Source organism: Streptomyces sp. NPDC002779, assembly GCF_042888685.1.
GTDB lineage: Bacteria > Actinomycetota > Actinomycetes > Streptomycetales > Streptomycetaceae > Streptomyces.
In genome coordinates this window covers 169,392-183,443 of sequence record NZ_JBIAQC010000009.1, presented here as the reverse complement: position 1 = coordinate 183,443, position 14,052 = coordinate 169,392, and the positions used below count along the sequence as shown (strand labels likewise).

Annotated in this window: 10 protein-coding genes; 7 read left to right on the top strand and 3 right to left on the bottom strand. The window is 70.9% G+C overall.

Annotated features, from left to right (window positions below):
• Nucleotides 1–124: 124 nt before the first annotated feature.
• From metH to ACFYW5_RS25410, 4 genes are all read left to right on the top strand, one after another.
• Nucleotides 125–3,640: a methionine synthase gene (metH, locus tag ACFYW5_RS25425; RefSeq protein WP_389419376.1), complete on the top strand. Its 3,516-nt coding sequence runs from the start codon at nucleotides 125–127 to the stop codon at nucleotides 3,638–3,640.
• A 173-nt stretch (nucleotides 3,641–3,813) separates the two neighbouring features.
• A complete protein-coding gene (locus ACFYW5_RS25420) occupies nucleotides 3,814–4,515 on the top strand; it encodes an HAD family hydrolase (RefSeq protein ID WP_389419375.1) in 702 nt (233 codons plus the stop codon).
• Nucleotides 4,516–4,959: 444 nt separating this feature from the next.
• The gene (locus ACFYW5_RS25415) at nucleotides 4,960–6,564 is read left to right on the top strand and encodes an ABC transporter substrate-binding protein (RefSeq protein WP_389419374.1); all 1,605 of its coding nucleotides are present in this window, start codon (nucleotides 4,960–4,962) and stop codon (nucleotides 6,562–6,564) included.
• Between the two features lie 67 nt (nucleotides 6,565–6,631).
• On the top strand, nucleotides 6,632–8,218 hold the full coding sequence (locus ACFYW5_RS25410; protein WP_389419373.1) for an ABC transporter substrate-binding protein: 1,587 nt from the start codon (nucleotides 6,632–6,634) through the stop codon (nucleotides 8,216–8,218).
• A 62-nt stretch (nucleotides 8,219–8,280) separates the two neighbouring features.
• Here the strand turns inward: ACFYW5_RS25410 and ACFYW5_RS25405 are convergent, their stop codons facing one another.
• Nucleotides 8,281–8,952, bottom strand: a complete 672-nt coding sequence (locus tag ACFYW5_RS25405) for a response regulator (protein WP_389419372.1) — start codon at nucleotides 8,950–8,952, stop codon at nucleotides 8,281–8,283.
• Between the two features lie 78 nt (nucleotides 8,953–9,030).
• Entirely contained in the window at nucleotides 9,031–10,113 is a 1,083-nt protein-coding gene (locus ACFYW5_RS25400; RefSeq protein ID WP_389419371.1) for a RecB family exonuclease, read from the bottom strand.
• A gap of 157 nt (nucleotides 10,114–10,270) precedes the next feature.
• Between ACFYW5_RS25400 and ACFYW5_RS25395 the strand changes: the two genes are divergently transcribed.
• The 3 genes from ACFYW5_RS25395 (at nucleotide 10,271) to ACFYW5_RS25385 (ending at nucleotide 13,427) form a co-directional block, all read left to right on the top strand.
• Nucleotides 10,271–11,689 (top strand): site-2 protease family protein, encoded by a 1,419-nt coding sequence (locus tag ACFYW5_RS25395; protein WP_389419370.1) that lies wholly within the window; start codon nucleotides 10,271–10,273, stop codon nucleotides 11,687–11,689.
• A 38-nt stretch (nucleotides 11,690–11,727) separates the two neighbouring features.
• Nucleotides 11,728–12,630 (top strand): tRNA (adenine-N1)-methyltransferase, encoded by a 903-nt coding sequence (locus tag ACFYW5_RS25390; protein ID WP_389419369.1) that lies wholly within the window; start codon nucleotides 11,728–11,730, stop codon nucleotides 12,628–12,630.
• A gap of 218 nt (nucleotides 12,631–12,848) precedes the next feature.
• Entirely contained in the window at nucleotides 12,849–13,427 is a 579-nt protein-coding gene (locus ACFYW5_RS25385) for a hypothetical protein (RefSeq protein ID WP_389419368.1), read from the top strand.
• Between the two features lie 21 nt (nucleotides 13,428–13,448).
• Here the strand turns inward: ACFYW5_RS25385 and ACFYW5_RS25380 are convergent, their stop codons facing one another.
• On the bottom strand, nucleotides 13,449–13,751 hold the full coding sequence (locus tag ACFYW5_RS25380; protein WP_389419367.1) for a ferredoxin: 303 nt from the start codon (nucleotides 13,749–13,751) through the stop codon (nucleotides 13,449–13,451).
• Nucleotides 13,752–14,052 lie beyond the last annotated feature (301 nt).

Sequence of the window (14,052 nt, the reverse complement as noted above, 5' to 3'; positions counted from 1 at the left end):
GTCCGTCCCGTGGACGCCCTGACCATCAGGTCCCGGTCCCGGCTACCCTGGCGGCGTGCGCCCACCGCGGAACAGACCGCAAGGGCGCAAAGCCGACAGCCGTCGCACCTCAGGGAGCCCTTTCATGGCCTCGTTGCCACAGACCCCTTCCGCCGACAGCCGGACCCGTGTGTCCGCCCTCCGCGAGGCCCTCGCCACCCGGGTGGTGGTCGCCGACGGAGCCATGGGCACCATGCTCCAGGAGCAGGACCCCACGCTCGAGGACTTCGAGAACCTCGAGGGCTGCAACGAGATCCTGAACCTGACCCGGCCCGACATCGTCCGCTCCGTCCATGACGCGTACTTCGCGGTGGGCGTCGACTGCGTCGAGACGAACACCTTCGGGGCCAACCACACGGCGGCGGCGGAGTACGAGATCGCCGACCGCGTGCACGAGCTGTCCGAGGCCGGTGCCCGCATCGCCCGCGAGGTGGCCGACGAGTACGCCGCCCGCGACGGCCGTACCCGCTGGGTGCTCGGTTCCATCGGCCCCGGCACCAAGCTGCCCACCCTCGGCCACGTCGGCTACACCACGATCCGCGACGGCTACCAGGCGAACGCCGAGGGCCTGCTGGCCGGCGGCGCCGACGCCCTGATCGTGGAGACCACCCAGGACCTCCTGCAGACCAAGGCGTCCGTGCTGGGCGCCCGCCGCGCCATGGAGGCGACCGGCGTCGAGGTGCCCCTGCTGGCCTCCATGGCCTTCGAGACCACCGGCACCATGCTGCTCGGCTCCGAGATCGGCGCCGCGCTCACCGCGCTGGAGCCGCTCGGCATCGACATGATCGGCCTGAACTGCTCCACCGGCCCCGCCGAGATGAGCGAGCACCTGCGCTACCTCACCCGGCACTCCCGCATCCCGCTGCTGTGCATGCCGAACGCGGGCCTGCCGATCCTCACCAAGGACGGCGCCCACTTCCCGCTCGGCCCCGAGGGCCTGGCGGACGCCCAGGAGAACTTCGTCCGCGACTACGGCCTCAGCCTCATCGGCGGCTGCTGCGGCACCACCCCCGAGCATCTGCGCCAGGTCGTCGAGCGGGCCCGCACCCTCACCCCCGGCGAGCGCAACCCGCGCCCCGAGCCGGGCGCCGCCTCCCTCTACCAGACCGTCCCGTTCAGGCAGGACACCTCCTACCTTGCGATCGGCGAGCGGACGAACGCCAACGGCTCCAAGAAGTTCCGCGAGGCCATGCTCGACGCCCGCTGGGACGACTGCGTGGAGATCGCCCGCGAGCAGATCCGCGAGGGCGCGCACATGCTCGACCTGTGCGTGGACTACGTCGGCCGGGACGGCGTCGCCGACATGGAGGAGCTGGCGGGCCGTTTCGCCACCGCCTCCACGCTGCCGATCGTGCTGGACTCCACCGAGGTCGACGTCATCCGGGCCGGCCTGCAGAAGCTCGGCGGGCGTGCCGTCATCAACTCCGTCAACTACGAGGACGGCGACGGCCCCGAGTCCCGGTTCGCGCAGGTCACCCAGCTCGCCCGGGAGCACGGCGCCGCGCTGATCGCGCTGACCATCGACGAGGAGGGCCAGGCCCGCACCCCGGAGAAGAAGGTCGAGATCGCCGAGCGGCTGATCGACGACCTGACCGGGAACTGGGGCATCCACGAGTCGGACATCCTCATCGACACCCTGACCTTCACCATCTGCACCGGTCAGGAGGAGTCCCGCAAGGACGGCATCGCCACCATCGAGGCGATCCGCGAGCTCAAGCGCCGCCACCCCGAGGTGCAGACCACGCTGGGCCTGTCGAACATCTCCTTCGGCCTGAACCCGGCCGCCCGCGTCCTGCTCAACTCCGTCTTCCTCGACGAGTGCGTCAAGGCGGGCCTGGACTCGGCGATCGTGCACGCCTCGAAGATCCTGCCGATCGCCCGGTTCACCGAGGAGGAGGTGCGGACGGCCCTCGACCTGATCCACGACCGCCGCGCCGAGGGCTACGACCCGCTGCAGAAGCTGATGGCCCTGTTCGAGGGCGCCACCACCAAGTCCCTCAAGGCCGGCCGGGCCGAGGAGCTGGCCGCGCTGCCGCTGGAGGAGCGCCTCAAGCGCCGCATCATCGACGGCGAGCGCAACGGCCTGGAGGCCGACCTCGACGAGGCGCTGCAGACCCGCAAGGCCCTCGACATCGTCAACGAGATCCTGCTGGACGGCATGAAGGTGGTCGGCGAGCTCTTCGGCTCCGGCCAGATGCAGCTGCCCTTCGTGCTCCAGTCCGCCGAGGTCATGAAGGCCGCCGTCGCCCACCTCGAACCGCACATGGAGAAGTCCGACGCCGAGGGCAAGGGCACCATCGTGCTGGCCACCGTCCGCGGCGACGTGCACGACATCGGCAAGAACCTCGTCGACATCATCCTGTCCAACAACGGCTACAACGTCGTCAACCTCGGCATCAAGCAGCCGGTCTCCGCGATCCTGGACGCCGCCGCGGAGCACAAGGCCGACGTCATCGGCATGTCCGGCCTGCTGGTCAAGTCCACGGTGATCATGAAGGAGAACCTGGAGGAGCTCAACCAGCGCGGCATGGCGGCGGACTACCCCGTCATCCTCGGCGGCGCCGCCCTCACCCGGGCCTACGTCGAGCAGGACCTGCACGAGCTGTACGAGGGTGAAGTCCGCTACGCCCGCGACGCGTTCGAGGGGCTGCGCCTGATGGACGCCCTGATCGGCGTCAAGCGCGGCGTGCCCGGCGCGAAGCTGCCCGAGCTCAAGCAGCGCCGGGTCAGGGCCACCGCCCAGACGGTGGTCGAGGAGCGCCCGGAGGAGGGGCACGTCCGCTCCGACGTCGCCACCGACAACCCCGTGCCCACGCCGCCCTTCTGGGACACCCGCGTCATCAAGGGCATCCAGCTCAAGGAGTACGCCTCCTGGCTGGACGAGGGCGCGCTGTTCAAGGGGCAGTGGGGCCTCAAGCAGGCCCGCACCGGCGACGGCCCGACCTACGAGGAGCTGGTCGAGACCGAGGGCCGCCCCCGCCTGCGCGGTCTGCTGGACCGGCTCCAGACCGAGAACCTCCTCGAAGCGGCCGTCGTCTACGGCTACTTCCCCTGCGTGTCCAAGGACGACGACCTGATCATCCTGGACGACCAGGGCAACGAGCGGACCCGCTTCACCTTCCCCCGCCAGCGCCGCGGCCGCCGGCTGTGCCTGGCCGACTTCTTCCGCCCGGAGGAGTCGGGCGAGACCGATGTCGTCGGCCTCCAGGTCGTCACCGTCGGCTCCCGCATCGGGGAGGAGACGGCCCGGCTCTTCGAGTCCGACTCCTACCGCGACTACCTCGAACTGCACGGCCTGTCCGTGCAGTTGGCCGAGGCCCTGGCCGAGTACTGGCACGCGCGCGTCCGCTCCGAGCTGGGCTTCTCCGGCGAGGACCCGAGCGACGTCGAGGACATGTTCGCCCTGAAGTACCGGGGCGCCCGCTTCTCGCTCGGCTACGGCGCCTGCCCCGACCTGGAGGACCGCGCGAAGATCGCCGAACTGCTCCGGCCCGAGCGCATCGGGGTGCACCTCTCCGAGGAGTTCCAGCTGCACCCCGAGCAGTCCACGGACGCCATCGTCATCCACCACCCGGAGGCGAAGTACTTCAACGCGCGCTGACGCCCGCCGGCCCCCGGTAGGCGAGGCGCCCTCGACCGAGGCTCCGGTGTGCCCCGGGCCACGTCGGTTAAACAGGGCGGCGCAGCGACACACGACGTACACTGGTCGGTCCACTGCAGGCCGGTTCCCCGCGCGGGAACCGGCCTGATCGTCCCTCAAGGAGGTGCGCCCGGATGACCAGCACGGTCCCCGCGCCAGTAACCCGTACGGCGGAAGGCTCCGCCCTCCAGGCCGTACTCCTCGACATGGACGGCACCCTCGTGGACACCGAGGGGTTCTGGTGGGACGTCGAGGCCGAGGTCTTCGCCGGTCTCGGGCACACCCTCGACGACTCCTGGCGCCATGTCGTGGTCGGCGGTCCCATGAGCCGCAGTGCGGGATTCCTGATCGAGGCCACCGGTGCCGACATCACCCTCGCCGAACTCACGGTGCTCCTCAACCAGGGCTTCGAGGAGCGCATCAAACGCTCCCTGCCGCTGATGCCGGGCGCCACCCGGCTGCTGGCCGAACTGGCCGCGCACGAGATCCCCACCGCCCTGGTCTCCGCCTCGCACCGGCGCATCATCGACCGCGTCCTGGCCTCGCTCGGCCCGCAGTACTTCGCGCTGACGGTGGCCGGCGACGAGGTGCCGCGCACCAAGCCGCACCCCGACCCCTATCTGGCCGCCGCGGCCGGACTCGGCGTGGATCCGGCCAGATGCGCGGTCGTCGAGGACACCGCGACCGGGGTCGCGGCGGCGGAGGCGGCCGGCTGCCAGGTCGTGGTGGTGCCCTCGGTCGCCACCATCGCCCCGGCCCACCGGCGGACCGTCGTCGGCTCGCTGGAAGAGGTGGACCTGGCTTTTCTGCGCGGCCTGATGACGGAAATGCGCTAGCCGTTCACCGAGCGTGCAGCCGCGATACAAAGAAAATCCGGCAGGGCGGCGGGCCCCGGGAACTGCCCCGCAGATCAAGGAATTCGGGTCCGCCGGATGGCCGAATTCCGCCGAGCGTCCGGGCTGCCCGCAGGTGTGAGGTTCGCCACCCCGGGCGGCCTCGACAGGCCGCAGGCCGTGTGCTGTTCACCCCCTTTGGGGCGTCATCGGCGTGCCCTTGTGTCCCGATTGGGATGACGCTGCACTAATCCTTCCGCTGTCGGCTTTTCGGTGCGTCCACACCCGGTTTCGCTGCGTGATGGGGGCTCAACTCCGGTGGGCGCGAGGCGTCCTCGGGACGCCGACTAATCTCATCGCGAGAACATCACCCCCTATCGCCGTGATCCGCCGCGACACCCCTGCATGCCGGGTACACGGACGAGACAGCTCTGGAGAAACTCGAGCATGAACCGCAAGACTTTGGTGCTGCCGGCCGTCATCGGTCTGCTCGCCCCGGTCCTCGCCGCCTGCGGCGGATCGGACAGCGGCAGCGGCGGTGGGGACGCGATCGTCGTCGGTACCACGGACGAGTTCACCGCCACGAGCGAGGCACCCGCGCCGCTGGACCCGGCGTACGCCTACGACGTCGGCACCTGGAACATCCTGCGCCAGACCGTGCAGACCCTCATGATCCAGCCGCGCGGCGAGGGCGAGCCGGTCCCCGAGGCGGCCGAGCGCTGCGGCTTCACCGACACCGGCAACGAGCGCTACGCCTGCACCCTGCGCGAGGGGCTGAAGTTCGCAGGCGGCGACACGGTCACCGCCGCCGATGTGAAGTACTCCATCGAGCGCGCCCTCAAGCTCAAGGCGGACAGCGGGGTCTCCGCGCTGCTGTCGACCGTCGACACCGTGGAGACCCAGGGCGAGCGCGAGGTCATCTTCCATCTGAACACCGCCGACGCCACCTTCCCGTACAAGCTGTCCACGCCCGTCGCGGGCATCGTGGACCCGGACGACTACGAGGCCGGCAAGCTCCGCGACGGCTTCCAGGTCGACGGCTCGGGGCCGTACACCTTCGCGGCCGAGGAGGAGGACGGCAAGCTGGTCAAGGCCGTGTTCACCAAGAACCCCTCCTACAAGGGCGCCCTGACGGTGAACAACGACGAGGTCGAGCTGCGCTCCTTCGCCGACGCCGACGCCATGAGCAGCGCCATCGAGCAGGGCGACATCCACCTGATGTCCCGCACGATGTCGCCGGACCAGATCCAGCGGCTGTCCACGGCCTCCGACAGCACGGTCGACCTGGTCGAGATGTCCGGCCTGGAGATCCGCTACCTCGCCTTCAACACCGATGCCCCGGCCGTCGAGAGCAAGGCGGTCCGCCAGGCGATGGCCCAGGTCATCAACCGCGGCGAACTGGTCAGCAAGGTCTACGGCACCCAGGCCGAGCCGCTGTACTCGCTGGTCCCGGCCAGCCTGACCGGCCACTCCAACGCCTTCTTCAACAAGTACGGCGAGCCCAGCACCGCCAAGGCCAAGGCGCTGCTGGCCAAGGCGAACGTCAGCACGCCGGTGTCGATGACGCTGCACTACACCACCGACCACTACGGCTCGGCCACGAAGAAGGAGTTCGAGCTGCTGAAGGAGCAGCTGAACTCCAGCGGTCTGTTCGACGTGAAGATCAAGGGCACCCCCTGGGAGACCTTCCGCCCCGCCGAGCAGAAGGGCGAGTACGAGGTCTACGGCATGGGCTGGTTCCCCGACTTCCCGGACGCCGACAACTACATCGCGCCGTTCCTCGACAAGGACAACTTCCTCGGCTCGCCGTACGCGAACAGCGAGATCCGCAACTCCCTCATCCCGGAGTCCCGTCGTGAGGCCGACCGGCAGTCCGCGGTCGACAGCCTGACGAGCATTCAGGACATCGTCGCCGAGGACGTCCCGGTGATCCCGCTGTGGCAGGGCAAGCAGTACGTCGCCGCGCGCGACGACGTCACGGGCACCGCCTACGCGCTCAACTCCTCCTCCACCCTTCAGCTGTGGGAGCTCGGCCGCGGCGTGAGCGGCTGACGTATCCCGTGCCGGGACGCCGGGACGGCGGCCCGCGATGTCCGACACGACGACAAGGCACCTGCACGTGAACATGCGCAACCAGTGGCCGGTCCTGCCTGTGATGGCGGGGCTGGCCTCCGGCCTGCTGACCGGCTGCGGCACGGAGACCGGCGGCTCCGCGAGCGACAGCTCCTCGGTGGTGATAGGGATGTCCGACGACGTCCTGGCCACCGACCCGGCGTCCGGCTACGACCCGGGCTCCTGGCTGTTGTTCAACAACGTCTTCCAGTCCCTGCTCAGCTTCCCCAAGGGCGGCACCGACCCCGAGCCGGACGCCGCCGAATCCTGCGCCTTCACCGACACCCGGACCAAGGTCTACGAGTGCACGCTGAAGGACGGGCTGAAGTTCAGCAACGGTGACCCGCTCACCTCGAAGGACGTCAAGTTCTCCTTCGACCGCATGCTGAAGATCAACGACGACGCCGGTCCGGCGATCATGTTCCCGATGCTGGAGAAGGTCGAGACCCCGGACGAGAAGACGGTCGTCTTCCGGCTGAACACCCCGGACGCCACCTTCCCGAGCAAGATCGCCTCGGGCGCCGGCTCCATCGTCGACCACCGCCAGTACGACGCGGGCGGACTGCGCGAGGACGGCGAGGCCGTCGGCTCCGGCCCCTACAAGCTGGACTCCTTCAGCGACGACGAGGCCGCCTTCTCCGTCAACGAGCACTACACCGGCAACGCCGAGACCAAGAACTCCGGCGTCACCATGAAGTTCTTCCACGGCGACCGGACCGCCCTGCGGACCGCGCTGCGCGAGAAGCAGATCGACATCGCCTACCGAGGTCTCAGCGCCGCCGACATCGCCGAGATCGAGAAGGCCGACGACAGCTCCAGCTCCGGCGTCGAGATCGTCGACGGCACCGGCGCCGAGGTACAGCACCTGGTCTTCAACATGGACGACCCGGTCGCCGGCCGGCTCGGCGTCCGCAGGGCCATGGCCTACCTGCTCGACCGCGAGGCCCTTGTCGAGGACGTGTACCAGGGCACCGCGACCCCGCTGTACTCGATCATCCCGGCGGGCATCGGCGGCCACAACACCGCCTTCTTCGACACCTACGGCGCCCGCCCCTCCAAGGCCAAGGCCGCGGCGGCCCTGCAGGCCGACGGCATCACCGGCAAGGTGAAGCTGACGCTGTGGTCGACCCCGTCGCGCTACGGCCCGGCCACCGACGAGGAGCTGAAGGCGATCGCCGGGCAGCTCAACGCCAGCGGCCTGTTCGACGCCGAGGTGAAGTCCGTCGCGTACGAGCAGTACGAGAAGGACATCGCCGCCGGCAAGTACGGCGTGTACGTCAAGGGCTGGGTGCCGGACTACCCGGACGCCGACAACTTCACGTCGCCCTTCTTCGGCGAGGGCAACGTGCTGGGCAACAACTACAGCAACGACACCATCACCGGCACGCTGATCCCGCGCACCGGCGCCCAGAGCGACCGCACCGCGACCGAGGACGACTATGGCCGGCTCCAGGACATCGTGGCCGCGGAGCTCCCCGTCCTGCCCATCTGGCAGGCCAAGCAGTACGCGGTCGTCCACGACGGCGTGTACGGCCTGGAGTACTGCCTCGACGCCTCCACGGTGTTCCGCTTCTGGGAGCTCAGCAAGGGCTGAGCCCGCACACGCGCGAGGGCGCCCGCTTCCTTCCGGGGAAGCGGGCGCCCTCGCGTCGGTCCCTACTGCGCGCCGGGGCGCACCAGCCCGCTCTCGTACGCGTACACCGCGGCCTGCACCCGGTCGCGCAGGCCCAGTTTGGTGAGCACGTGCCCGACATGCGTCTTGACCGTGGTCTCGCTGACGAACAGATCGGCGGCGATCTCGGCGTTGGACAGCCCGCGCGCCACCAGCTTCAGCACCTCCACCTCGCGGTCGGTGAGGGTGTGCAGGGTGTCCGGGACGGGCTCCTCGCCGGACGGCAGATGCGTGGCGTACTTGTCGAGCAGCCGACGCGTGATGCTCGGTGCCAGCATCGCCTCGCCCCCGGCCACCACCCGGATGGCCTGCACCAGCTCATTGGCGGGGGCGTCCTTCAGCAGGAAGCCGCTGGCGCCCGCCTTCAGCGCCTCCACCACATACTCGTCGAGGTCGAAGGTGGTCAGCACCAGCACCTTGGCCGGGCCGTCCCGCCCGGGGCCGGTGATCTGCCGGGTCGCCTCCACCCCGTCCATCCGCGGCATGCGGATGTCCATCAGAACCACATCGGGCTGCAGTGCCCGCACCTGGTCGAGTGCCTGAAGGCCGTCTCCGGCCTCGCCCACGACCGCGAGATCCTGCTCCGCCTCCAGGATCATCCGGAAGCCGGTACGCAGCAGCGGCTGGTCGTCGACCAGTAGGACGCGGATGGCCACGTAAGTCTCCTTCGCTAGTCCGGCCCCATTCTGCCCTGCGCGCGCTCACCCGACTCCGCCGCCCTGACCGGTTCCTTTTCAGCCGCCCTGACCGGCAGCGGCTTGTGCTTCCCGGGAGACGCCCCCCGAACCGCGTGAGCCGCCCTCATCGGCGGCGGGCTGTGCTTCCCGGGGACGGCCCCGAACCGCCGTGGGCCCCTGACCGGCAGTCGGTTGTGCTTGCCGGGGGACGCCACCCGCATCTTCGGCCGCCCCCCGGATCGGCAGCGGGTAGGGCGGGGGAGTGCCGCCGAATTCCGGGCAGTGTTCCTGGTGGTCGCACCAGCCGCACAGCTTGGTCGGCCTCGGCCGCCAGTCGCCGGTCTCGGTCGCGGTGCGGATCGCCTCCCACAGCGCCAGCAGCTTGCGCTCCACCCGCTCCAGGTCGGCGAGCACCGGGTCGTACGTCAGGACGTCACCGCTGCCGAGATACACCAGCTGGAGCCGGCGCGGCACGACGTTCTTCAGCCGCCACACCACCAGGGCGTAGAACTTCATCTGGAACAGCGCGCCCTCGGCGTACTCCGGCCGGGGCGCCTTGCCCGTCTTGTAGTCGACGATCCGCACCTCGCCGGACGGCGCCACGTCGACCCGGTCGATGATGCCGCGCAGCCGCAGCCCGGAATCCAGCTCGGCCTCGACGAACAGCTCGCGCTCGGCCGGTTCCAGCCGGGTCGGATCCTCCAGCGTGAACCACCGCTCGACCAGCTGCTCGGCCTGGTCGAGCCACCGCGCGAGCCGCTCGCCCTCCGGATCCTCGGCGAACAGCTCCTGGACCTCCGGCCGGGACTCGCGCAGCCGGTCCCACTGCCCCGGGATCAGCGACTTGGCGCGGGGCGCGGTCCGCTCGGCGGCCGGGGCGTCGAAGAGCCGCTCCAGCACCGCGTGCACCAGCGTGCCCCGGGTCGCCGCCTCGCTGGGCTTCTCGGGCAGCCGGTCGATCACCCGGAACCGGTACAGCAACGGGCACTGCATGAAGTCACCCGCACGCGAGGGCGACAGCGAGGCTGGCACTATGGCGAGCGGCACGGCCCGCCCGCCGTCCGCCACACCCTGCGCCTGCGATGCCGTAGGGGCCTCGGCCGCCACCGACGGCTCCCCGTCCTCCGTGCTCGTCTCCATGCCCACAGACCTTACGGCCCGGCACTGACAGTCACCCGAGCGGCGTCACGCGAACACAGGGGGTGCCGGGGCGGATCGCATCGCGCCGGACGCATACCATCGACCAGAGACCCTTCCGCCCGGCAGGCGTGGAAGACGCTTCGAACGAGGGGACACCGTGGACGAGAGCGGCGGGAGCGGGCAGCCGCGGCCCGGCACCGAGGAGCCGGCCAGCCACCACGCAACACCGACGACCCCGCCCGCGAACCCGGCCCCCCAGGAGCCCTCGGACCCGCCCCAGGCCCCCGGGGACGAGACGCGGCGCAAGGACGCGGACCCGCCCCGGCGGACCGCCACCGACACCCCGCCCTCCGACGAGCGGGGCCCCGCCGCGCCCGACCGCCCCCTCGCCCACTCCGGCGCCGGCAAGCCCCCCAAGCCCCCCGCGCCCCGCGGCGGCCTCCTGATGGGCCGCCCCTTCGGCGTACCGGTGTACGTCGCGCCCAGCTGGTTCCTGGTCGCCGCCCTGATCACCTGGGTGTTCGGCGGCCAGCTCGACCGGGTACTGCCCGAACTCGGCGCCGCCCGCTATCTCGTCTCCCTCTTCTTCGCGGTCGCCTTCTACGCCTCCGTGCTCGTGCACGAACTCGCGCACACCGTCGCCGCCCTCCGCTTCAAGCTCCCGGTCCGCCGTATCCAGCTGCAGTTCTTCGGCGGCGTCTCCGAGATCGAGAAGGAGTCCGACACCCCGGGCCGCGAGTTCGTCCTCGCCTTCGTCGGCCCCCTGCTCTCCCTGATCCTGGCCGGCCTCTTCTACGGCGCCATGCAGGCCGTGGAGCCCGGCACCGTGCCCGGCGTGCTGCTGGCCGGCCTGATGATCTCCAACCTCATCGTGGCCGCCTTCAACCTCCTGCCCGGCCTCCCCCTGGACGGTGGCCGGATGCTCCGCGCCGTCGTCTGGAAGATCACCGGGAAGCCGATGAGCGGCACCGTCGCCGCCGCCTGGGTCGGCCGCGCGCTCGCCGTCTCCGTGCTGATCGGGCTCCCGCTGCTCACCCAGTCCGGAGCGCTCGGTTCCAACGCCGAGGACAACGTCGGCATGGACACCGTCATGGACGCCCTGCTGGCCGCGATCCTCGCCGCGATCATCTGGACCGGCGCCGGGAACAGCCTCCGGATGGCCCGGCTGCGCGAACACCTGCCCGAACTGCGCGCCCGCTCCCTGACCCGCCGCGCGGTCCCCGTGGAGGCGGACACCCCCCTCTCGGAGGCCCTGCGCCGCGCCAACACCGCCGGGGCCCGCGCCCTCGTCGTGGTCGACGCCGACGGCACCCCGCTCTCCCTGGTCCGCGAGGCCGCCATCGTCGGCGTCCCCGAACACCGGCGCCCCTGGGTCGCCGTCGGCGGCCTCGCCCAGGACCTCACCGAGGGCATGCGGGTCTCCGCGGAACTGTCGGGGGAGGAGCTGCTGGAGGCCCTCCGGGCGACTCCGGCCACCGAGTACCTGGTGGTCGAGGAGACGGGGGAGATCTACGGCGTGCTGTCGGCGGCGGACGTGGAGCGGGCCTTCGTGAAGGCGATGGCCCGGCCTTCCTGATGGTCGGCGGGCCCGGTAAACCCCGGTAGTCTGTTCACATGTCCGAACCGACCGGTGCCGCCCGCAGGCGCGGGCCCTTCAAGGTCGGGGACCAGGTTCAGCTGACCGACCCCAAGGGCCGCCACTACACGTTCACGCTCGAGGCCGGGAAGAATTTCCACACCCACAAGGGTTCCTTCCCGCACGACGAACTGATCGGCGCTCCCGAGGGCAGCGTTGTCCGCACCACCGGGAACGTCGCCTACCTCGCGCTGCGCCCCCTGCTCCCCGACTACGTCCTGTCCATGCCCCGCGGGGCAGCCGTCGTCTACCCGAAGGACGCGGGGCAGATCCTCGCGTTCGCCGACATCTTCCCCGGCGCCCGCGTCGTCGAGGCCGGTGTCGGCTCCGGCTCGCTCAGCAGCTTCCTGCTGCGCGCCATCGGCGACCAGGGCATGCTGCACTCCTACGAGCGCCGCGAGGACTTCGCCGACATCGCCCGGCAGAACGTGGAGCGCTACTTCGGCGGCCCCCACCCCGCCTGGCAGCTCACCGTCGGCGACCTCCAGGACAACCTGTCCGACACCGACGTCGACCGGGTCATCCTCGACATGCTCGCCCCCTGGGAGTGCCTGGACGTCGTCAAGAAGGCGCTCGTCCCCGGCGGCATCCTGTGCTGCTACGTCGCCACCACCACCCAGCTCGCCCGGACCGTCGAGTCCATCCGCGAGATCGGCTGCTTCAACGAGCCGACCGCGTGGGAGTCGATGATCCGCAACTGGCACGTCGAGGGCCTGGCCGTCCGCCCGGACCACCGGATGATCGGCCACACCGGCTTCCTGCTCACCGCCCGCCGCCTCGCCGACGGTGTCGAGCCGCCCATGCGCCGCCGCCGCCCCGCCAAGGGCGCCTACGGCGAGGACTACGCGGGACCCAACGCCGACGGCGGCTCCGGCCGCTGAGGGTGGCCCCCCGCCGCGTACAACGTATCGGCGCCGTGGTCGAGTTCCCCTGGAGCACTGGGAACTCCACCGCGGCGCCGTTGTGCTGACGGCCCGCCATCCGTGGTCCCCATTTCGTCACCGGAACGGCACACCCCCGCCGTTCCCCCGTGGTGTGACGTGTGGCACCATGCCTGGCACCCCCCCCACCGGCACAGCCCTCGCGGGAGACACCCCTAGTGCAGCACTCCGCCGTCCCGGAACTGGCCCACACCCACACCCGTCCGATCCACTGGCTCGCGACCGCCACCGCCCTGGCCGCTGTCGTGGCGCTCTCGTCGGTCCTGCAACCGGACGCGGCCAACGCCGCCCAGGCGGCGGGCCCGCAGTCCAGGACCGCCCCCGCCGCCGTCGCGGCACCCGACCCCGAAGGCGTCGACTTCCCGCTCGAATGCGGCCCGGTGAAGGCGATCGTGGTCAAGAAGGCGTCGGGGGACCTCGATGGCGACGGCCGCCCCGAGACCGTGGTCGTCGTGCACTGCGACGCCCCCATGGGCACCCCGCCGGACGGCGTCTACGTCCTCACGCGCGGGACCGGCAGCGAGCGGCCCCGGGTGGTGGCGACCCTCGTCGACCCGAAGGACCGCCAGACCGTCAGCGAGTTCGCCGTACGCGAGGGGGCCGTCACCGCCACCCTGCTCGGCTACTCGACGGCCGACGTGCCCAGTTGCTGCCCCGACGTCACCGACCGCGCGAAATGGCAGTGGGACGACGGCGCGTTCGCCCGCTCCACCCCGGCCGGCGCCCAGAGCGTCTGACGACCCTCGGCGCCCGGCGCGTCACGGCGCGTCGGGCCCGTACACCTCGACCCGGTCCGCGACCCGGCGGACATGGATGCACTCGCCGGGACACTCCTTGGCCGAGTCCACGACATCCGTGAGCAGCGGCAGCGGCACCCGGGTCGTGGCGCCCTTGTCCTGGAGGAGCTCGTCGTCCGCGCTCTTCACATAGGCGAGGCCGTCGATGTCCAGTTCGAACACCTCGGGCGCGTACTGGGCACAGATGCCGTCGCCGGTACAGAGGTCCTGATCGATCCAGACCTCCAGCGCCTCGCCGACCCCGGCCTCCAGCTCCACGTCCATGTCTCCTGCCGTTTCCCACGCCGTCCGACCGGCCCCCTGGCGGGACGGGCCCGCACCGGCGGCCGTTGACCGACTTCGACCCTACCTCCGCTCCACCGCCGGTCGACCGCCGCCCGATCGTCACCCGACCCGCCCGCACGGGCACCCAGGGTCACGGACCCGGGTCACCGGATTCGGCCCCGCCATATGCGGCCCCGACCGGCCCCGCGGCGGCTCTCTCCGTGCCTCCGACCCGCAACTCCAGCCAAACTTGACGGTGTTTGACCACTCCGGCCCGGAACAGGCCGCTTCCGAAAGACGT

Bases quoted from the DNA above. Each gene is read 5' to 3' on its own strand.
- metH (WP_389419376.1), top strand. From the start codon at position 125: ATGGCCTCGTTGCCACAGACCCCTTCCGCCGACAGCCGGACCCGTGTG.
- ACFYW5_RS25420 (WP_389419375.1), top strand. From the start codon at position 3,814: ATGACCAGCACGGTCCCCGCGCCAGTAACCCGTACGGCGGAAGGCTCC.
- ACFYW5_RS25415 (WP_389419374.1), top strand. From the start codon at position 4,960: ATGAACCGCAAGACTTTGGTGCTGCCGGCCGTCATCGGTCTGCTCGCC.
- ACFYW5_RS25400 (WP_389419371.1), bottom strand. From the start codon at position 10,113: ATGGAGACGAGCACGGAGGACGGGGAGCCGTCGGTGGCGGCCGAGGCC.
- ACFYW5_RS25390 (WP_389419369.1), top strand. From the start codon at position 11,728: ATGTCCGAACCGACCGGTGCCGCCCGCAGGCGCGGGCCCTTCAAGGTC.
- ACFYW5_RS25380 (WP_389419367.1), bottom strand. From the start codon at position 13,751: ATGGACGTGGAGCTGGAGGCCGGGGTCGGCGAGGCGCTGGAGGTCTGG.